This is a genomic window from Flavobacterium arsenatis (genome assembly GCF_031456785.1).
Classification (GTDB): domain Bacteria; phylum Bacteroidota; class Bacteroidia; order Flavobacteriales; family Flavobacteriaceae; genus Flavobacterium; species Flavobacterium arsenatis.
Window position 1 is genome coordinate 69,789 of record NZ_JAVDVI010000012.1, and the last position, 21,575, is coordinate 91,363.

18 protein-coding genes are annotated in these 21,575 nt (G+C 35.4%); 4 read left to right on the top strand and 14 right to left on the bottom strand.

Annotated features, from left to right (window positions below; all coding sequences use genetic code 11):
• Positions 1 to 16 precede the first annotated feature (16 nt).
• Together J2X31_RS13300 and J2X31_RS13305 are read left to right on the top strand one after the other, a co-directional pair.
• A complete protein-coding gene (locus J2X31_RS13300) occupies positions 17 to 979 on the top strand; it encodes an OmpA/MotB family protein (protein ID WP_310027306.1) in 963 nt (320 codons plus the stop codon).
• A 22-nt stretch (positions 980 to 1,001) separates the two neighbouring features.
• Positions 1,002 to 4,280, top strand: coding sequence for an AsmA family protein (locus J2X31_RS13305; protein ID WP_310027307.1), 3,279 nt, complete (start codon positions 1,002 to 1,004; stop codon positions 4,278 to 4,280).
• 86 nt (positions 4,281 to 4,366) lie between these two features.
• Here J2X31_RS13305 and J2X31_RS13310 read toward each other — a convergent pair whose 3' ends face one another.
• From J2X31_RS13310 to J2X31_RS13340, 7 genes are all read right to left on the bottom strand, one after another.
• Positions 4,367 to 5,623 carry a murein hydrolase activator EnvC family protein gene (locus J2X31_RS13310; protein ID WP_310027308.1) on the bottom strand — a complete coding sequence of 419 codons (1,257 nt, stop codon included), beginning with the start codon at positions 5,621 to 5,623 and terminating at the stop codon, positions 4,367 to 4,369.
• 23 nt (positions 5,624 to 5,646) lie between these two features.
• Positions 5,647 to 6,447: a lipoprotein insertase outer membrane protein LolB1 gene (gene lolB1, locus J2X31_RS13315; RefSeq protein ID WP_310027309.1), complete on the bottom strand. Its 801-nt coding sequence runs from the start codon at positions 6,445 to 6,447 to the stop codon at positions 5,647 to 5,649.
• 4 nt (positions 6,448 to 6,451) lie between these two features.
• Positions 6,452 to 7,792: a tetratricopeptide repeat protein gene (locus J2X31_RS13320; RefSeq protein ID WP_310027310.1), complete on the bottom strand. Its 1,341-nt coding sequence runs from the start codon at positions 7,790 to 7,792 to the stop codon at positions 6,452 to 6,454.
• A 5-nt stretch (positions 7,793 to 7,797) separates the two neighbouring features.
• Positions 7,798 to 8,808, bottom strand: a complete 1,011-nt coding sequence (locus J2X31_RS13325; RefSeq protein WP_310027311.1) for a sugar phosphate nucleotidyltransferase — start codon at positions 8,806 to 8,808, stop codon at positions 7,798 to 7,800.
• Between the two features lie 66 nt (positions 8,809 to 8,874).
• The gene (locus tag J2X31_RS13330; protein WP_374725226.1) at positions 8,875 to 9,168 is read right to left on the bottom strand and encodes a GIY-YIG nuclease family protein; all 294 of its coding nucleotides are present in this window, start codon (positions 9,166 to 9,168) and stop codon (positions 8,875 to 8,877) included.
• Positions 9,169 to 9,297: 129 nt separating this feature from the next.
• Positions 9,298 to 9,732, bottom strand: a complete 435-nt coding sequence (dut, locus tag J2X31_RS13335) for a dUTP diphosphatase (RefSeq protein ID WP_310027313.1) — start codon at positions 9,730 to 9,732, stop codon at positions 9,298 to 9,300.
• 6 nt (positions 9,733 to 9,738) lie between these two features.
• The gene (locus J2X31_RS13340) at positions 9,739 to 11,202 is read right to left on the bottom strand and encodes a lipopolysaccharide biosynthesis protein (protein WP_310027314.1); all 1,464 of its coding nucleotides are present in this window, start codon (positions 11,200 to 11,202) and stop codon (positions 9,739 to 9,741) included.
• 120 nt (positions 11,203 to 11,322) lie between these two features.
• Here J2X31_RS13340 and J2X31_RS13345 point away from each other — a divergent pair, with 120 nt between their 5' ends.
• Both J2X31_RS13345 and J2X31_RS13350 read left to right on the top strand, forming a co-directional pair.
• Complete coding sequence (locus J2X31_RS13345) at positions 11,323 to 13,410, top strand: prolyl oligopeptidase family serine peptidase (RefSeq protein ID WP_310027315.1); 2,088 nt, start codon at positions 11,323 to 11,325, stop codon at positions 13,408 to 13,410.
• 32 nt (positions 13,411 to 13,442) lie between these two features.
• Positions 13,443 to 15,527, top strand: a complete 2,085-nt coding sequence (locus tag J2X31_RS13350; RefSeq protein WP_310027316.1) for a prolyl oligopeptidase family serine peptidase — start codon at positions 13,443 to 13,445, stop codon at positions 15,525 to 15,527.
• 37 nt (positions 15,528 to 15,564) lie between these two features.
• On the opposite strand, the gene J2X31_RS13355 is transcribed toward J2X31_RS13350, so the two are convergent.
• The 7 genes from J2X31_RS13355 to atpB all read right to left on the bottom strand — a co-directional run bounded on the left by J2X31_RS13355 (position 15,565) and on the right by atpB (position 21,483).
• Positions 15,565 to 16,374, bottom strand: a complete 810-nt coding sequence (locus J2X31_RS13355; RefSeq protein WP_310027317.1) for a T9SS type A sorting domain-containing protein — start codon at positions 16,372 to 16,374, stop codon at positions 15,565 to 15,567.
• 93 nt (positions 16,375 to 16,467) lie between these two features.
• Positions 16,468 to 17,328: an ATP synthase F1 subunit gamma gene (gene atpG / locus J2X31_RS13360; protein ID WP_310027318.1), complete on the bottom strand. Its 861-nt coding sequence runs from the start codon at positions 17,326 to 17,328 to the stop codon at positions 16,468 to 16,470.
• Between the two features lie 72 nt (positions 17,329 to 17,400).
• A complete protein-coding gene (atpA, locus tag J2X31_RS13365; RefSeq protein WP_026703749.1) occupies positions 17,401 to 18,978 on the bottom strand; it encodes a F0F1 ATP synthase subunit alpha in 1,578 nt (525 codons plus the stop codon).
• Positions 18,979 to 18,992: 14 nt separating this feature from the next.
• Positions 18,993 to 19,526 carry an ATP synthase F1 subunit delta gene (atpH, locus tag J2X31_RS13370; protein ID WP_310027319.1) on the bottom strand — a complete coding sequence of 178 codons (534 nt, stop codon included), beginning with the start codon at positions 19,524 to 19,526 and terminating at the stop codon, positions 18,993 to 18,995.
• Positions 19,527 to 19,530: 4 nt separating this feature from the next.
• The gene (locus J2X31_RS13375) at positions 19,531 to 20,022 is read right to left on the bottom strand and encodes a F0F1 ATP synthase subunit B (protein ID WP_310027320.1); all 492 of its coding nucleotides are present in this window, start codon (positions 20,020 to 20,022) and stop codon (positions 19,531 to 19,533) included.
• A gap of 80 nt (positions 20,023 to 20,102) precedes the next feature.
• Positions 20,103 to 20,300, bottom strand: coding sequence for an ATP synthase F0 subunit C (gene atpE, locus J2X31_RS13380; protein ID WP_026703752.1), 198 nt, complete (start codon positions 20,298 to 20,300; stop codon positions 20,103 to 20,105).
• Between the two features lie 40 nt (positions 20,301 to 20,340).
• Entirely contained in the window at positions 20,341 to 21,483 is a 1,143-nt protein-coding gene (gene atpB, locus J2X31_RS13385; protein ID WP_310027321.1) for a F0F1 ATP synthase subunit A, read from the bottom strand.
• Positions 21,484 to 21,575 lie beyond the last annotated feature (92 nt).

Here is a 21,575-nt window from a genome sequence, read left to right on the forward strand (position 1 = left end):
CTTAAAAACAATTAAAATGATAAAAAAAGTTTCAATAGCCTTGCTTGTTTTGGCTTTATCAACATCTTGTGTTTCTAAAAAAGTGTACAACGATTTAGAAAACAAACTGGCCAACCAAAAAAAGGAAAACCGCAAACTTGCTGATGAAAATGAAGATTTAAATAAGGCAAAAAACCAATTAGAGCTCGATAAATCTTCTTTGCAAAAAGAATATGAAAAGCTAAAAGCCGAACGCGACAAGCTTCTTGCCGATTATACAGCATCGAGCAATAACTTGAAAAACCTGCAATCTTCCTATAATGCTTTAGAGAAAAACAGCGATGATGTCTTGAAGACAAACCTTGACAAAAACCGTGAGTTGCTTGCAAAGCTTGAAGCAAAAGAAAAAGCTTTGGCTGCAGAACAAGCCCGCTTAAACAAATTAATGGCGGATTTCCAAGAACGCTCTAACCGAGTTGCCGAACTGGAAGAAATGATTTCTTCAAAAGAAGCAGCAATGAAAAAACTGAAAGAAACTTTATCAAAAGCTTTGAATGCCTTTGAAGGAAAAGGTTTGACCGTTGAACAGAAAAATGGAAAAGTCTATGTTTCAATGGAAAATAAACTGTTGTTTCAAACCGGAAGTTGGGCTGTTGGAACAGAAGGTAAAAAAGCAGTTGTAGCAGTAGGAAAAGTTTTGGCAGATAATCCTGAAATATCGGTTTTAATTGAAGGTCATACTGATAATGACAAATTTGCTGGAGCAATGGGGCAAATTGAAAACAACTGGGATTTATCTACAAAAAGAGCCACTGCCATTGTTGGAATTCTGACAGAAAACAAAGCCATCAATAAACAAAACCTTACTGCTGCTGGAAGAGGAGAATATTCGCCGTTGGCCCCAAATGATTCTGCCGAAGGAAAAGCTAAAAACCGTAGAATCGAAATCATCCTGACTCCAAAATTGGATGAAATTTCCAAAATGCTGAACGAGTTGTAGTATCAACTAAAACAATTTTATATTGACGAAAGTAAAGAAAATAAAAACGTGGAAAAAAGTAGTAGGGCTGTCAATTTTGATTCCCCTACTACTTTTTGGCGTTTTATGTACCGTCTTGGTTTTCAAAAAAGATGCCGTTGTCGCTGAATTATTAGAAACCCTCAACAAGGATTTCAAAGGCGAAATCGCCATAAAAAGCACAAAAATTTCTCCTTTCGAAAACTTCCCTTACATTTCGATTGATTTGAAAGGCTTAGAAGTCTTTGAAACCAAAAACAATTCAGAAAAGCCCATCGTTAGCTTGCATGATGTTTATGCCGGTTTTGACATTTGGACGATTTTAGAAGGAAAATACGAAGTGAAAACCCTGAAACTAAAAGGTGGTTTTGTGAATATTGTTCAAGAACAGGACGGAACTTTCAACATCATGAAAGCGTTTGAATCTCAAAAGCCAATTGATGATCTTGAGGAAGAATTTCATTTGGACTTGCAAAAAATTCATATCAATCAGGTAAAAATTTCGAAAATAAATAAAGCAGATAGCCTTTCTGTTGATGCAAAATTAGAAAAAGCAATCGTTCGTTTTGAAAAAAATGAAACCCATATCAACATGGGATTGGATAGCGATTTTTATCTGAACATCCTGAAAAACAACGACTCTACATTTGTTAAGAATAAACATTTCGACATTTTTACTGCTTTTTCTTTCCACAAAAAAACACACAAAATCGAATTTGAACCTTCTGAAATTCAGTTTGAAAACGGACTTTTTGGGATGGAGGGAAGTATTGATTTTGATGATGATTTTAATATGGATTTGACTTTTAGCGGTAAAAAACCCAATTTCGATTTGCTCATTGCTTTTGCACCCGAACCTTTATCGGAAACCTTGAAATCTTATGACAATCGAGGCGACATTTTTTTTGAAGCTGCAGTCAAAGGAAAGTCTTCAAATGGTCACAGACCAGCTGTATCGGCTAAATTTGGTTGTAAAGCTGGTTTTTTTGACAACAAAGAAACCCATAAAAAGCTGGACCAAATGTCGTTCACGGCTTCCTACAGCAATGGCGAATCGCGAAACCTTTCCTCCAGTATTTTCAAGCTAACCGATTTTTTTGCCAAACCCGAAGCCGGAATTTTTAAAGGCGATTTGGTGGTTAAAAATTTCATTTCGCCCGAAATAGACATGAAAATTGATTCGGATTTTGACTTGGATTTCCTGACTAAATTTTTCAACCTCAAAGATTTTAGTAACCTTACGGGAAAAGTTGCCTTGAAAATGAATTTCCACGACATCATCGATTTGGCTCATCCAGAAAGAAGTTTGGAAAAACTAAACCAGGCCTACTATTCAGAATTATTGGTTACCAATTTGAATTTTAAATCAGAAAGCTATCATTTGCCAATCCGGAATTTCAATTTGAAGGCAACAATGGACGGCAACGATATTTTTATGGAATATTGCAAATTAAAAGTCGGCAATTCCGATCTTTCGCTTTCGGGTTTCATTAGCAATATTCCGGCCATTTTGCATAAAACCAATCAGGAAGTGAAGGCGAGAGTGCAAATTGATTCTAAAGAATTGGATTTGAAACAACTGACATCTTTCGATACAACTAAACTGAAACCTATTGATGAAAACATCAAAAATTTAAGACTGGGATTGCGTTTTAAAGGTGATGCCAACACTTTTATTCAATCTAAAAACATTCCGCTAGGAAACTTTTTCATTGAAGATTTGTACGGAAAACTAACGCATTATCCTCATACTTTTCATGATTTTGATGCCAAACTTTTTGTGAGAGACAACAAAATCAAAATCAAGAATTTCGACGGAATGATTGATGATAGCGACTTTCACATCACTGGATTGGTCGAAAATTATAATCTTTGGTTAGATGATGAATTGAACGGAGATACCAAATTTGAGTTTGATTTAACTTCAACATTTCTTCGTCTCAAGGATATGTTTTCCTATAAAGGCGAAAATTATGTTCCCGAAGATTATCGCCAGGAAGAAATTAGGGATTTGAAAATTCACGGAAGTCTCGCGCTTCATTTCGACAAGGTCTTGAAGTCGTCTGATCTTCATTTGCAACAGCTAAAAGGAAATTTAAAAGTGCATCCCGTGAAGCTCGAATATGGGAAAGGAAATCTTCATTTTGAAAATGACTTGTTGACTTTCAATCAATTGGAATGCAAAATTGGTTCGAGCGATTTTGCTCTTGACGGAAATTATTACATCGGTTCGGATCCGGAATCCATCAAAAAGCAAGCGTCTTTAAAATTCAAATCCAACAATCTCAATTTTGATGAATTATTTAGTTATAAACCTGTAAAACAAACCGATACAAAACAAATTGATCACGATGATGTGTTTAATCTTTTTGAAATTCCGTTTCGTAATATGAAAATCGATACTGATATTAAAAAATTAAATTTTCATCGTTATAAGGTTGCCCATTTGAAAGGAATTATCCGGGTTCAAGAAAACCACATGGTGTTTTTGGACCATTTGCAATTGAATGCCGCAAGCGGTAAAATCGACTTGACGGGCTATTTTAATGGTTCGGATCCAAAACACATCTACTTCAATCCCGACTTGAAAATCCAGAAAGTGAATCTGGACGAAGTGTTGTTCAAGTTTGATAATTTTGGACAAGACAAATTGGTTTCGGAGAATTTGCACGGTATTTTTACAGGAAGAATAAAAGGTAAAATCTTGATGCATACCGATCTTACTCCAATCATCAACCAATCGGATTTAACGATTGATGTTTCGATAGAAAACGGACGACTTGAGAATTTTGGTCCGATGGATGCACTTTCCGACTTTTTTAAGGATAAAAACCTCTCTAAAGTTATGTTTGACAAATTGGAAAATCGCCTTGAGGTGAAAAATGGTAAAATGATTTTGCCAAATATGCTCATCAATTCTTCTCTTGGCTTTATCGAACTTTCAGGCAATCACGATGTCGATATGAATATGGAATATTACATTCGTGTTCCTTTGAAATTGGTAACGAAAGTGGCTACACAAAAATTATTTGGCAAGAAAAAAGAGGAAATCGATCCGGATCAGGAAGACGAAATCATCTATAAAGACCCGAACAAACGTGTGAGTTATATCAACTTGAAAATTTCTGGAACGCCATCTAATTACAAAATTTCTTTGCAAAAAAACAAGGATATTAAAGCCGGAAAAGGTTTTGAAAAGGACGAAACTTTTCTTTTTGACCCTCTTGAAGATGGTGATAGTTTGCAGGTTGAAAATATTGATACTGTGAATGTGGCAAGATAAAATCTAGAAATATATTTAAAATTACATCATAAAAAAAGGCGGTTGAGAGAACTCTCAACCGCCTTTTCAATATATATGTTTTAATCCTACATCGGTGTCAACCAGCTTTGCGGATTGGCATAAGTTGTATTTTGGGAAATCATAAACTTCAAAACCGTTTTACCAGTATCGCCACTGGTTCGGATTTTCCCTATTGATTGTTTACGGCTCACTTTTTGACCTTTGCTAACCGAAACACTGCTCAAATTATGGTAAACCGTAAAGAAATCCCCGTGCTGTATCATTACCGATTTCTGAACAGGAGAAACATAAATAATGCTGTAAACTTCGCCGTCGAAAACTGCCCTTGCATTGGATCCATCTGTAGTAGAAATTTCAATTCCGCTGCTGTGAACTGTTAGAGAACTAATTTCTGGATGAGGCTGATTTCCAAATTTCAAGGTAACTTGTCCTTTTTCCACCGGCCAAGGCAATTTCCCTTTATTGGCTTTAAAGTTGTCCGAAACAATTTTTGCTTCGGGTGTCAATACAATTTTTGTTGAATTTTCAGTTGCTTTTGTTGCAGCAACAGTAGTGTTTGGGTTTGCTTTTTTTGCAGCAGCGGCAGCTTTTCTGTTCGCTTCGGCAATCGCTTCCTTAATCAACTTATCAATTTTTTGATCGATAACTCTTGTTTCCTGCTGTTTTTTCTTGATTTCGGCAACAATTTTCTTTTTGTCTTTCTTGATAGAATTCGCCAGTTTTTCCTGTTCTTCTTTTTCCTTTTGAAGCACAATACGTTCCTGTTCCTGCTCTTCGATCAGTTTTTGCTTTTCGGTTTTTTGAGTGTCGAGTTTATTGTTCAAATCGGCAAGCTTGTCGCTTTTTACCTTGATTTCTTCGCCTTGTGTTTTCCTATAACTCGTATATTGTTTCATGTATTGAGCTCTCTTATAGGCTTGTAGAAAATTTTCGGAAGACAAAAGAAACATCGCTCGGCTTTGTTCGGATCTACTTTTATAGGACTTTACAATCATTTGGGCATAATCTTCCTTCAAATCCTTCAATTCACGATTGAGTTTGTTGATGGCCAATTGGTTCAGATACATTTCGTCCTTTAGAATCCTCGCCTGTTTTTCGGTAGTTTGGATCAAATTTTCACGCAGTCTTATTTTTTCCTTTTGCTGGATGATAGTCGTCAAGACCGATTTCTGTTTCTGGTCTTGGCTTTGCAACAAACGTTCTTGTTCCTGAATTTCTTTAATAAGCTGTGCTTTTCGCTGTTCCAGTTTCTCTTGTTGAGTCTGGCTCCACGAAAATGAAGTCATAAAAATTAGAAGTAACGTAAGGATGTATTTCGACATATTATAAAAATATTTGTGCAAATCTAATCAATAAAAATTCTATCAAAGCCATCCGGAACGCTATATGGGAAAGAAAGTTCCTCATTAAAAGTAGCCGACTTGTATTCTATGTTTATTTTTGTTGCTGTATTGTCCTGTAGGGCTTCAATGATTAATTGAGTAGGCAAAATGACTTCCGGATAATCCTTATGGCTAGGATAACTCACCTTCAGCATTCGGTTTTTTGATTTTTGGCTTATTTCTTGTTTTTTTATTAGAAATTGTGATGCCTCAAAAAAGAACGCTTTTTCGGTATTTTTATTTGATTTATCGTTTAATTTATAGAAACCGTCTTCAATCGAAGCATCGTATTTTCCATCGTTCAAATCGTCGAAAGCCTGACCAATGAGCATATTTTGAACCTTATTGAAATCCAAATCCGTTCCGAGCCATTTGCTTAAAGTGGTATAATCCCCTTCAAAATATTTGTTTCCTGATTTTTCATAATATTTAACCTCTTTTGGAGTAATCAAGGCTTTTGCCATTGTAATTCCAAAAAAACGGAGGCTCAACAATATTTGTTCGTTCTTTTTGATGCGAATATCGGCAGAAACATTTAGACTTTGCTTATCATCCTTGTAGCTCACATCTGCTTTTATATAAGCTGTTTTAAACTCTTTTTTCACAGCATAATGATTGGAAACAATTTTGTCGGCACTCATCTTTTTGGTTGCTGTAGCTTCGGCAATTACTGCTTTGGATTTACAGGAAACCAAGGTTGCAAGAACTACCAAAAATATAATGTGGAGTAGTACTCTTATATTTTTCAACTTTTTAATCTTCATCGTTTTATTCTTTTAATAATTTATCGGCTTTTTGGAAATAGCTTTCTTTTTTCTTCATGTCGCCCAAACCGTTGTAGGCTTCTCCCAATTGAATATTGAAATTAATTTCCATTGCTTTGTTTTCTACCAGATAATCAATTCCAGTTTCCAGAATGTCTTTTGCTTTCTTGAAATTCTTCAGCTGATTATAGGCCATTCCTGCATAATAATAGAATTCCGGTTTGGAAGGAAACAATTCCATCATGTTTTCGGCCTTTTTGGAGAGTTCCTGAAACCGCTGATTTTCGGCATAAGCCTGAAACAGAAGCATCGTGTTTTCCATATTCGTAGGATTGCCACTTTCTTCCATCTCATAATATTTTATTGCCTTGTTCCAATCTTTCTTATTCTGATAGAACTTCCCGATTTCCTTGGCAACATCCACTCCATTTTCGTTTTCAAAATAAGCAATTGCCTTTTCCAGAGCTGGTTCGTATTTTGGATTTTTTGTGGCAAAAATCAGAAACTCGTTTAAAATTCGATGTTTGATCTTAAGATCAATTTCGTCGCTGTCAAGTACTGTATTCATTGAAGCAACGGCCTTATCTCCCTCATTATTGTTCAGATGAAATTTAAAAAGACTCACTTGAGCCCAAGCCGAAGTTGGAATTTCCTTTTCTAATTCTTTAGCCACTTCAAGTGCTTTTTCCTCTTCATTGCTGTTGGAATACAAATAGATCAGCGAAATGTAATTGGCTTCTTCTTTTGGATGATTCTTGATTAATTCAACCAAATTTTCCTTTTCGGCACCTTGGTATTTTGCCGTCTGAAGGATTTGCATCTTATAGCCGTTTCTCTTTTCAGACTTTCCTACGTTTTCATTCAAATCATTAATCAGAGCCAAAGCCTTGTCGAATTGCTGGGTGTACATATAAAGCGAAACCAAATCCTCTTTATATCCAGCATCAAATTTGATGAGCTTCGTTACAATAATGATAGATTGATTGTAATCCTGTGTCTGATAGCAAACATCATACATCCCGTGCCAGAACCATTTGTTTTTCGGATCGATCTGGGTTGCCTTTTCGAATGCTTCGTAGGCATCCTTGTAACCCTTATTTTTGAGATAATTCTTGCCCAATTCGTTATAGACGTTGGCATTTTGTGGTTCAAGCTTCAGGCATTTTTCTAATGCAACAATGGCCTTGTCATAATTTTCAATGCCTTTTTGTTTTAAAGCTTCAAAGAAAAGTTCTTGAAATTCATCGGTTTCCAAACCAATAGCTTCCGGTTCTGCTTGAGCAAAAACTGAAGTTGGAAAGGAAAAAAGTATTCCAAAGAGTATGATTAGGGCTGTTTTTTTCATTTTTTTTATTCTAAAACCGAATAATCTCCAATACTGATTGATGTAAAATTACCGTCAAAACTCGCATGATTTCCAATCATGGCATTATCCAGATTGGCATTTTTAATGTGTGAATGATTTTGAACCAAACTATTTTTAATCGTAGCATTCGTTACATGACAACCTTTTCCAAGCGATACATTTGGACCAACTGTTGCATTGATTAAGATGACATCCTTGTCAATAAAACAAGGAGGAATTATGGTTGAATTCTCTGATTTCACATCATAATCAACCAAATGTTCTCCGTCGTTGTGCAAGAATCCTAGCATTCTGGAATTGGTTTCGACCGTGACATTCTTGTTGCCGCAATCCATCCATTCATCAACTTTTCCTGGTACAAATTTCATACCCTTTGCCATCATCTGCTTGATTCCGTCGTTGATTTGATATTCGCCACCGTGAATGATGTTGTTGTCCAACACCGATTGCAATTCGTCTTTCAAAACCGAAATGTCCTTGAAATAATAAATTCCGATAACGGCCAAATCCGAAACGAACTCTTTTGGTTTTTCGACCAATTCCACTATTTCGTTGTTTTCATTCAAGTTTATAACGCCAAAAGCTTCCGGTTCATCTACTTGCTTTACCCAAATTACGCTATCGGCGGTTTTATCCAAATCAAAATCGGCACGAATTAGCGTATCTGCATAAGCGATAACGGCCGGACCACTCAAAGAATCCTTGGCACACATAATGGCGTGACCCGTTCCTAGAGCTTCATTTTGATAATAAATGGTTCCTTTTGCACCTAATTTTTCGGCAATTGCAATCAAATCTTCTTCTACTTTCTTACCAAAACTTTCGTGGATTACGAAGGCTACTTCTTCAATTTCTTGATTTAAAACTCCTGCGATATCTTCTACCAAACGATGCACGATTGGTTTTCCTGCAACTGGAATTAATGGTTTTGGAACTGTTAATGTATGTGGTCTCAAACGTGAGCCACGTCCTGCCATTGGAACTATTATTTTCATGTTATTGCCCGCGAAAGCGGGTATCTTTTACATACCTGCGAAAGCAGATATCTTGGTTAATAATTATTATTTTTCTCTTATTGTATTAAAATTGAAATTCCAATTTAAACTAATATCCATCCAAGCTGGATTCATATCTTCAATTAAATTTACTTTCCAATCTCTTTTCCATTTTTTTAATTGTTTTTCTCTGATTGTAGCTTTAAATCCATCTTCCCATTCTTCAAAATAAATTAACTTATTACAATTATATTTAGCTGTAAATGAGTCTGGATAAATTTTTAATTTATGTTCCTTGACACGTTCTAATAAATTATCGGTAACTCCAACATAAATAACACCTTGAGGTTTATTTGACATTATATAAAATACCATAACTTCATTTTTCTCTATTCCTGCGAAGGCAGGAAACTTTTATTTCAATCCTGCTTTTGCGATTATTTATAACTTTTAAATTTTCAATTCACGGGATTCCTGCCTTCGCAGGAATTACTTGACCCCCGTACTCCCAAAACCACCTTCACCTCTTGAAGTCTCAGATAATTCCTGAACTTCAATCCATTCGGCACGTTCGTGTTTTGCAATGATTAATTGGGCAATTCTTTCACCGTTTTCTACAACGAAAGCTTCATTGGATAAATTTACTAAAATAACGCCAATTTCGCCGCGATAATCTGCATCAACTGTTCCGGGAGAATTCAAGACTGTGATTCCTTTTTTTGCCGCAAGGCCACTTCTTGGTCTAACTTGTGCTTCAAAACCAATTGGTAATTCTATGAAAAGTCCGGTTTTAACGATTGCTCTTTCCAAAGGATTTAAGGTTATGGATTCCGTTAGATTCGCTCTCAAATCCATTCCGGCTGAAGCTATGGTTTCGTAATTTGGTAAAGGATGTTGCGATTTGTTTTTGATTTTTATTTCCATCGATGCTTATGCTTTTCTTTTAATGATTTTATTTAATGTTTCTTTTTCATTGTAATAGATGAAATACGTGAATACTAGAATCAGCGGAATTCCAACAAAATAATTCTCTCTAAAGAAATAGAACGAGAGTCCGGAAAACAAGATTGAAATTCCCAAATAGCCTCCAATTTTTTTCATATCATACGGAACCGGATAGTATTTGTTTCCGAGGATATAGGAAATTATCATCATACTTCCGTAGGCTACGATTGTTGCAATTGCTGAACCCATATAGCTGTACTTTGGAATTAAAAGATAATTTAATCCCAAGGTTGATATCGCACCAACAATTGAAATGTAAGCTCCAATTTTGGTCTTGTCGGTTAATTTGTACCAAACCGAAAGATTGTTGTAGATTCCGAGGAAGAAATTGGCCAAGATAATCAGCGGAACAACTTTCATGGCTTCCCAATAGGATTCGTCTTTAATCATTATCATCTTCAATAAATCGGCAAAAACGATTACCGTCAAAAGTATGAGTGAACCAAAAATGACAAAAAACTTGGTTATTATTGCATAGGTCTGTTTTGCATTTTCGTTTTTTGCATGACTGAAGAAAAAAGGTTCGATTCCTAAACGAAAAGCGGTTGCAAACAAAACCATAAATAATCCTAATTTATAACACGCAGCATAAGCTCCAACTTCTGCCTTACCAATGTCTTTTGGAAGAAGATGTTCCAAGATGATTTTATCCAAATGTTCATTTACGGCAAATGCGATTCCAGCAATCAGAATCGGAAAACCATAATACATCATTTTCTTCCAAAGCTGAAAATCAAAATGCCATTTGACGTGGAGATAATTTGGCGAAAGCACCAAAAAAGTGGCTAAACTAGCTATCAAATTTGCCATAAAAATATAGCCTATCTGAAAATCTTCAAAATATAATGTTGCTAGAAAAGTATCAGGATTATTCTGTGCTATTTGTGGAAGATACAACAGGAAAAACAAGTTTAATGCCATATTGATGACCACGTTTCCTATCTTGATTACGGCATAAACGATTGGTCTTTGTTCGGCTCTTAATTTGGAGAATGGAATGATAACCAAGGCATCCAAAACCAAAATCCAAATGGCATAGGTAACAAACTGAACTTCAACATTTATCCAGTTTGAGAGTGTATTCCTGAAAAAAAGTGAAAGAAATAAAAATCCAATTGAGGTCCAGAAAATGGAAATGGTGGAAGTTTCCACAACATCTTTTTTATTATTCTCAGAATTATAAAAACGAAAAAAAGCCGTTTCCATTCCGTAAGATAAAATCACATTGAAGAACACCATATAGGCCAAAAGTATGGTGGTTTCTCCATAATCGGCTTTTACGAGCTTTTCCGTGTGGACCATTACCAACAGGAAACTCAACATTCTCGGTAAAACCGTGGCGAGTCCGTAAATGGCTGTTTGCTTGAAAAGATTTTTATATAAACTCAAAGTATTGTCTCAATAATATCTAACAAAAATAACTATTTCTTTGGGTTTTCGAGTGGGTAAAGTTTTAAATTAAGTATAATACAATTCATTTATATTTGCTTTAAATCTTATCCTTTTAGAATGAACAGAATTATTTTCTCCCTTATTTGCTTTTTTTGTCTTCAGTTTTCGTTTGGACAAGGATTTCCGGTTGCAAAAAAAACACCGATAACGGTTCAAAAACATAGCATTTCATTTGTAGATGAATATCCTTGGCTGGAAAATGCTACTTCTGCTGAAACGCTAGAATGGGTAGAAAACCAGAATTTGGCTACCAATAATCATTATGCAGTAGTCACGAAAAAATATTCCTCTAGATCTAAAATTGCGGAATATGACGACCTTTCAACCAACAGCATGCCTTATAGATCTGGGAAATACTATTATTCAAAATATTTACGCGACAGAGACAAACCTGCTTCATTGTATTACAGAAAAGATTTAAATGATGAACCTCAAGAATTAGTGAATCCCTATCGAATTTACAAAAGCAATAATGTTGTTTTAAACAGTCATCATCCATCGAAATCTTCAAAATATTTAGCCGTGAAAATGAGTTTGGATGGGAGTGACAGGCAGGAAATACGCTTTTGTGACATCGATAAAGTAACAATCTTGGATGATGTGGTAAAAGATGTGAAATTTTCTACAATTGCATGGAACGAAGATAAGGGCGTTTTTTATAAAAAAAACAGCAACAAGAATGTATTTGAAAAAGATTCAACCTATCAGCTTTTTTACCACAAAATTGGAACGACCCAGGAAAATGACAAGTTGTTGTTTGATGCAACAGCACATCAAAGTGATTTTAGTTTTTTAACGAAAGAAAACAAGCTTCTGATCATCGAGAAAAATAAGGAAGAAACTGCAAGAAATTTTTATATCGTTTCCTTAGATACCGAAGATTTCAAACTAGAGAAAGTTATTGAAAATGACAAAACTCCATACGATATTCTTCATTTTTCAAAGGATCGGATTTATTTTTCTTCAATGCAATCGGATTGGGGCGAAATAAAGTCATTCAATCTTTACGATAAAACGGATGAAAAAGTGGTTATCCCGCAAATTTACAATCACCTCCTGACTAGCACTCATTTCTATCAGGATTATATCATTGGAGAATATAAAACGGAGGGCAGAAATTATATGATCGTGTATGATTCGAACGGGAAATTCATTCGAAAATTTGATGTTCCTCATAACATGGATTTTAACATCCGTTATTTTGATAAAGAGGCGAAAGAGCTTTATGTAACATTTTATTCGTATACGATTTCCTATCTTAATTATAAACTTAATTTAGAAACTGGGAAAACCGGAATTTACCTGAATGAATACATCGAATCTAAACCCAGCCTATTTACATTTGATCATTTCGAGACTAAAAAGACAACCTATAAAAGTCGTGACAATAAGGATATTCTAATGACAATCGTACATAAAAAAGGATTGAAACTTGATGGCAACAATCCAACTTTATTAAAAGCCTATGGTGGTTTTGGGGTTATAAGCGGTCCAAGCTATGATACTGGATTATTATATTTCCTAGAAAAAGGCGGTGTTTTTGCTTACGCAGAAATTAGAGGCGGTGGTGATAAAGGAAAAAAATGGCACAGGGACGGAATGGGCTTAAAAAAGATGAATACGTTTAATGATTTTATAGATGCTGCCGAATTTTTAATCAAAGAAAATTATACTAATCCTCAGAAACTTGCCATAACTGGTGGTTCTCAAGGTGGTTTATTAGTTGGAGTTGCAATGACGCAACGTCCTGAATTATTTAAAGTCGCCATTCCAGAAGTGGGTGTTTTTGATATGGCAAAATTCAATGATTATACTATTGGAAGATTTCATAATGATGAATATGGCAATCCTGATGTTGAAGAAGAATTTAATACGATGATGCAATATTCTCCTTTTCACAAAATAAAAGAAGACGTGAATTATCCTATTACATTAATAATTACTTCTGAAAATGATGATAGAGTGCCTCCTATCCATTCCTATAAGTTTGCCGCAAAACTTCAAAATAGAGCTTCTCAAAAGAATCCTATTTATCTTAAAACGCAAAGAAATTCAGGTCATTATGGAAAGATTTCCAATTATAAAGAATATCTGGAAGAAAAGGCAGAGTTTTATAATTTCCTTCTCTATCACTTGAACAATTAATTGTATTAGAGGTCTTTGCAAACCATAAAACGATGAAAACTATTCTTCTCTCCATATTTCTATCGCTTCCGCATTTTTTAATATGTCAAGAGTTTCCTGTTGTCAAAAAAACACCAATAACGGTTACTAAAAATACCGTTTCGTTTCAGGACGATTATCCTTGGCTGGAAGATATGCGTTCCAAGGAAGTAAATGATTGGGTTGATGTACAAAATAAACTCGTTGAGGAGCATTTTACAGAAATTTACAAGAAATACAATCCCTCTTCAATCATAAAAGAATACGATAAATCAACCACCTATAAGATCCCGGAGCGGAAAGGAAAATATTATTATTCCTATTATCGGAAGGAAAATAATAAATCTTCAGCCTTGTATATCCGAAACAATATTGATGAAAAATCAGTTGAAATCATTGACCCCAACACCATCTATGAAGGAAAAAATATAACCATCAACAATCATTATCCTTCTGGAAGTTCAAAATATCTGGCCTATAAAATCCGTATTGATGGAAGCGATAAGGAAGAAATTCGATTTTTTGATTTGGATAAAAGGGAAAAAATGGAAGACGTTCTCTACAACGTAAAATTTTCGAATGTTTCCTGGAATGGCAATCTTGGCATTTTTTATAAGAAGAACAGCAACCAGCAACAATTTGCAAAAGACTCTACCTTTCAATTGTACTATCACAAAATCGGTTTCAAGCAAGAAGAAGACGAACTTATTTATGATGGATCTAATGCTGAAAGCAACATTAGTTTTTTTACCGCTTGGGAAAAACTTTTTGTTATTGAAGACGATAAGAATGATGTTTCAAAAAACTACTACTATGGCAATTTGAAGGACGAGAAAATGGTTTTGGAAAAATTTGTTGAAAATGATTCAACCAATTTTAAATTTTTAAGTTACAAGAACAATCGTATCTATTATTCTACCCAAAAATACAATTGGGGCGAAATCCGTTCGTTTGATTTGAACAATACGGCCGAAAATTCTGTCGTAATTCCGCAGATTTATAATCATCTCTTGCAGAAATCGCTTTTCTACAAAGATTATATCATCTGTAAATATAAAACCATAGGCAAAAATTATTTTATTATTTACGACTATAACGGAAAACTAATTCGGAAAGTTGAAGCTCCACAGGGTTTGGATTTGGATATCATCACGTTTGATGCTTTAAGGAAAGACATTTATTACGGCACCTATTCCTATGTGAATCGATATGAAAACCATCGCTTCAATATTGACACGGATGCAGATATCCTTTATTTTACAAAGTCAACGCCTGCAAAACCGACGCTTTTCCCTTTTGATTATTTTGAAACCAAAACCATCACTTACAAAAACCGTGATAATATTGAGGTTCCTATTACCATCGTACATAAAAAAGGGATTCTTTTAGATGGAAATAATCCCACTTTGCTAAAAGCCTATGGAGGATTTGGAAAGGTAAACAGTCCTAACTATGATACTGGTTTAATTTATTTTCTAGAAAACGGAGGTATTTTCGCTTACGCAGAAATTAGGGGCGGTGGCGAAAAAGGGGTAAAATGGCATACCGATGGAATGGGCTTGAAAAAGATGAATTCCTTCAATGACTTTATAGATGCTGCCGAATTCCTAATCAAGGAAAACTATACTTCTCCAAACAAATTGGCCATTACCGGAGCTTCACAAGGAGGTTTATTGGTTGGTGTAGCAATGACACAAAGACCTGAACTTTTTAAGGTTGCCATTCCTGATGTTGGTGTCTTGGATATGGCGATTTTTCACAATTATTCAATCGGTAGGTTTCATTATGATGAATACGGCAATCCAGAAAAAGTAGAAGATTTTAAAGCTATGATTGACTATTCGCCGTATCACAACATCAAGGAAGGTATCAATTATCCAATAACATTAATTATCACATCCGAAAATGACGATAGGGTTCCACCGGTTCATTCCTATAAATTTGCCGCAAAATTGCAAAACAGGGAAGCTCAAAAGAATCCCGTTTTTATCAAAACCTTGAAAAAATCCGGACACTATGGCAACAATTCTAGCTATGAAAATAGAATTCAGGAAAAGTCAGAGCTTTATGCTTTTCTTTTATATCATTTAAACCAATAAAAAAGCCGAAAACACGATTGTTTTCGGCTAAACTTTTTTAGTCCTTAAGCAATTTAAAACTATGTTGTCCTTCTTCTGCAAATAATTTCACAACATAACTTCCCGTGGCAAGATTGCTAAGATTAACCTGAAAATCAGATTGTCCAATTTCTTTAGAAAATACTTCTTGACCTAGTAAATTATAAACCTTCACATCGTTAATTTTTGAAGAATATTTCACATTCAAGAAATCCTTTACAGGATTAGGATAGGTCGTCAGTGCTTTTTTATCCAAAGTATCTATTCCTAAAGTTGTTATATTTAGTGTGAAATCAAGAGCTTGACCATAAGATGTATCAGGACCAAATTCTTCAAATTCAACTAAAATATTACAAGGATCGGTTATTAAAGTGAAACCAAATAGGGCATCTGTATAAGTTTTTATGATCCTAATTCTAGTATTTCCTGGAACTGCATCTTCAGGAACCGTAATTTCCGTAGTAGCATTTTCAGCATCAGCTCCATCAGAATCATAAATCAAACCAATATAGAAAACCTCTCCTTCATCGTCAAGAATATCATTCTGGTTCCAGTCTATGAATGCCACATATTCGTTTTCATAATCTCCATAAGTATTTCCTTGGACTGTTAATGTGTAATTTTGTCCAGGTGCTACATTTACAACCGTAGTGGTGAAATCTAATAATACCGATGTTAAATCATCATTTGTAATGCTTGTACCGTTGAAATCTACACTGGTAATTTCTTCCACATCGAAATAGTCCTCAATCTCGCAATACGGAGTTGGAAAATTTTGAGCACTAGCTCCAAGTGCCATAAAAGCCAATAATAAAGTAATTTTTTTCATAAATCTATATTTTTTAGTGAATTACTAAATTATGAAAAAAAATAAAAAAAAGCCGACATTTCTGTCGGCTTTCAAATATATTTAACAAATATACTATCCTTTCAAGGCTTCAGCTCCACCAACAATCTCAAGGATTTCGTTAGTAATCGCTGCCTGACGGGCTTTGTTGTACGTCAATTTCAATTGATTTCTCAACTCTGTTGCATTATCGGTTGCTTTGTGCATTGCCGTCATACGAGCTCCGTGTTCTGAAGCGAATGAATCTCTGATGGCTTTGTACAATTGTGTTTTTAATGATTTAGGAATCAAAGTAAGAATGATTTCTTCTTTCTCTGGTTCGTAGATATAATCAACTGTTGAAGCTGCTTTTTCAGAAACGATTGGAGCCAATGGCAAGAATTGTTCTGTTTGAACGATTTGTGTTGCGGCATTTTTAAATTGATTGTACACCAATTCAATCTTGTCGTACTTTCCAGAGATAAACATCTCTGTTAATTGTTGAGCAATTTCAGCAACGTTCTCAAAAGTCAAGCTATCAAAAACAGCACTTTGATTATCGGTAATCTTGCACGTTTTTCCCAGAACGTCGTTTCCTTTTTTACCAATGGCAAAAACATCCACTTGCTTTCCAGCATAAAAATCGGTACGGTTTTTAACTTCCTTGATTACATTGGTATTGAAAGCACCACACAAACCTCTGTTTGAAGTTATGGCGACAATCAGTACTTTTCTTACCGCACGTTGTGTGGTAAATTCCCCCCCAACATCACCATCAAGGGATGCAGAAAGATTTTGTAATAATTCCGTTAATTTTTCGGCATAAGGTCGCATTGCTGTAATTGCATCTTGTGCTTTTTTCAACTTTGCTGCAGAAACCATTTTCATCGCAGATGTAATCTGCATCGTTGATGAAACGGAAGTAATTCTATTACGGATTTCCTTTAAATTTGCCATGTTTATTGTATTAAGATTGAAGTATTAAGTATCAAGACGTCTTAATTCTTGATACTTAGTACTTAATACTTTCTAGTTATATTTCGCTGAAACTTCTTTAGCTACGTTCTCGATAACATCAGTAATTTTGTCATCAAGTTTCCCAGCTTTCAAAGCATCAAGAGTATCTCTGTGTTTTGCGTTCAAGAATTCCAAGAAATCTTTCTCAAATTCCTTCACTTTGTTTACAGGAACATTTCTCAACAAGTTTTTAGAACCTGCATAGATAATAGCAACTTGATCTTCAACCGTGTAAGGATCGTTCAAACCTTGTTTCAAGATTTCAACGTTTCTCTTACCTTTTTCAATTACGTTCAAAGTAACAGCATCCAAATCTGAACCGAATTTAGCAAACGCTTCCAATTCACGGAATTGTGCCTGATCCAATTTCAAAGTACCTGATACTTTTTTCATTGATTTGATTTGAGCATTACCTCCAACACGAGATACCGAAATACCTACGTTGATTGCTGGACGAACCCCAGAGTTAAACAAATCTCCGTCAAGGAAAATCTGTCCGTCGGTAATCGAAATTACGTTTGTTGGGATGTATGCAGAAACGTCACCCGCCTGAGTTTCGATAATTGGCAAAGCGGTCAACGAACCACCACCTTTAACGATTCCTTTGATAGAATCTGGCAAGTCATTCATGTTTTTAGCGATGTCATCATTAGCGATAACCTTACAAGCTCTTTCTAACAAACGAGAGTGTAGGTAGAAAACGTCTCCAGGATAAGCCTCACGACCCGGTGGTCTTCTCAACAAAAGAGAAACCTCACGGTATGCAACTGCTTGTTTAGATAAATCATCATAAACGATTAACGCTGGACGTCCTGAATCTCTAAAATATTCTCCGATTGCAGCACCTGCCATTGGAGCATAAACCTGCATTGGAGCAGGATCAGAAGCATTTGCAGCAACAATAACCGTGTAAGCCATTGCACCTTTTTCTTCTAACATTTTAGCGATTGAAGCTACAGTTGAAGCTTTTTGCCCAATTGCAACATATATACAGAATACAGGCTGACCTGCATCATAAAATTCTTTTTGGTTTAGGATAGTATCCAAACAAACTGTTGATTTACCAGTTTGACGGTCACCAATCACAAGCTCTCTTTGTCCACGACCAACTGGGATCATAGCATCAACTGCTTTTACTCCTGTTTGTAATGGTTCAGTAACTGGCTGACGGAAGATAACTCCAGGAGCTTTTCTTTCCAATGGCATTTCGTATAAAGTTCCACCGATTGGTCCTTTTCCGTCGATAGGAAAACCAAGTGTGTTCACGATACGGCCTACCATTTCTTCACCTACTTTTAGAGAAGCGATACGTTGTGTTCTTTTAGCAGTAGATCCTTCTTTGATACCTGTTGATGGTCCTAAAAGTACCACACCCACGTTATCTTCTTCAAGGTTCAAAACGATAGCTTCAAGACCGTTATCGAATTCTACTAACTCTCCATATTGGACGTTTGATAACCCGTAGATACGAGCAATACCATCTCCAACATTCAATACTGTTCCAACTTCTTCCAGCGTTGCACCAGATTCAAAACCTGATAATTGCTTTTTTAATATTGCTGAAATTTCAGCAGGTTTAATTTCCGCCATAATTATATAAATAACTAGTTACTTAATTCTCTTTTTAAAACTTTTAATCTATTAGCAATTGATGCATTGTATTGCTTGTCGCCTATTCTTAGGATAAAACCTCCGATGATTGACTCGTCAACAATGTTTTCAATTGTAATTTTTTTGTTTGAAAATTCTCTGATTTTTTCTGATACTTTCGCTTCTAATGCTGCATCCATCGGAATGGCTGTAGTTACTTTTGCAACTTCAAAACCATTCATTTCGTCAGATTGCAAAACATATTGTGAAGCAACACTTTCTAAAATCTCGAATCTTTTATTTTCGAACAACAAGTGAAAAAGACCTTTTGTCAATCCATTTGTTGAAGCAAAAACTTCTGTCAAGGCACTTTCTTTAACGCTTACAGAAATCGTTGGGTTTTGAATAAAAGTACTCAATTCCGCGTTTTCTTTGATTGTTGAAGAAATCAAAACCATATCATTATAGACTTCAGTGGCAACTCCTTGAGAGAGGGCCAAGTCTAAAATTGCTTTTGCATAACGAATTGCTGCTCTGGTTCCTGACATGATCTTAGTTTAATTTTACATCACCCAACATTCGCTCTACCAATTTGGTTTGAGCTTCCTTGTTTGATAATTCTTCTTTCAATAATTTTTCAGCGATATCAAGAGACAATGATGAAACTTGAGCTTTCAATTCAGCCATAGCTGCATTTTTCTCAGATTCGATAGCCGCCTTAGCTTGCTCGATCATTCTTTCTCCTTGAAGTTGAGCTTCGTGTTTTGAATCGGCAATCATTTTATCTTTCATTTCACGTGCTTCTTTCAATAAAGCATCACGTTCCATTCTAGCTTCCTGCAAGATGCGTTCGTTATCAGCAGTTAAATTTTGCATCTCTCTACGAGCTGCTTCTGCAGATGCCAAAGCATTGTTGATAGATTCCTCACGGCTTTTTACAGCTCCCAAGATGGGCTTCCAAGCAAATTTTGCCAAAAGAAAGAAGAAAACAATAAAGATAATTGTTGTCCAAAAAATTAAACTCTCTGGTGAAGTTAATTGCATAAGATTGTATATTTAAATTTGTTTGTCTTGTTTTAAAAAAACTTCCTGAAGCCAACCGCTGCAGGAAGTTTTAGTTTTAATTAAGCGATTAACGCAACAACTACTGCGAAAAGTGCAACACCTTCAATAAGTGCAGCAGCAATAATCATAGCAGTCTGGATTTTTCCAGCAGCTTCTGGCTGACGAGCAATAGCGTCCATTGCAGAACCACCAATTTTTCCAATACCAAGACCTGCACCAATTACAGCTAATCCAGCTCCGATTCCAGCTAATACCATAATAATAAATTTATATAGTTAATAATTAATAAAACACAAATTAATGATGATCATGCTCTGCTACAGCCTGACCAATAAATAAAGCTGAAAGCAATGTAAACACATACGCTTGCAACGCTGCAACCAACATTTCCAATACACTCATGAACAATACGAACGCTCCAGAAATTGGAGAAACCGCAACTGTATCAAATATAAAGATCAAGGAAACTAAACTCAAGATGATGATGTGACCTGCTGTGATGTTTGCGAACAAACGAATCATCAAGGCGAAAGGTTTTGTCAACATACCGATGATTTCTACTGGAACCATGATTGGTGCTAACCAAAACGGAACTCCCGGTGTATTCACGATGTGACCCCAATATTCTTTGTTTCCACTGAAAGTTGTAACTACGAATGTAATAAATGCCATTACAAATGTAAAGTAGATATTTCCTGTCAAGTTAGAACTGAATGGGAAGAAAGGAATCAATCCGATAAGGTTGTTGATCCAGATAAAGAAAAAGATAGTCAAAAGATACGGCATGTACTTTGCGTATTTTTTCTCTCCGATATTTGGTCTGGCAATGTCGTCTCTAACGAACGTTACCAGTGGCTCCAAGAAACCAGCGATTCCTTTTGGTGCCTTTGGGTTTTTCTTATACGATCTTGCTACGGCAAGAAACAGGAAGAACAAGATGATGGTAGACATCAACATCGAGAACACATTCTTTGTGATAGAAAAATCTAAAGGTCTTGCATCAAAAGCAAAAGCACCGTTTTTTCTTTCGTCTTCTGTTAATGTTTCAAATTTATCTTTATAGAAAATTACTTCTTTGTAACGAACTAATTCTTGCCCGTTTGCATCTACAACGTGGTGACCTGTATTGTCGTGGTGGAATTTCTCTGAAGAAAAAACCTCTAAACCATTGTTAGTCCATAAAATAACCGGAAGGTAAAAAGAAATCGGATGACCGCCCCAATCAGCAATGTGAAATTCGTGAGCATCTCCAATGTGAGAATTGATTAATTCTTTAGCATTGAATTCTTTTTTCTCGTGAGCCGCTTCACCGTGGTGTTCAGCAACAGCTTCTGTGGTAACATGAGTACTGTCAACAGTAGGATTTGCAAATCCAACGAACGAAATACATGCTACAATAGCAACGAATAAGAACTGAAGTGGTTTATTTGAAATTACCATTATTAAATTGTGTATCTAATTTTACGTTTCAAAAATTTTTGCAAAGGTACATATTTAATTCACAATTGAAAATATATCAATTAATTTTTAGA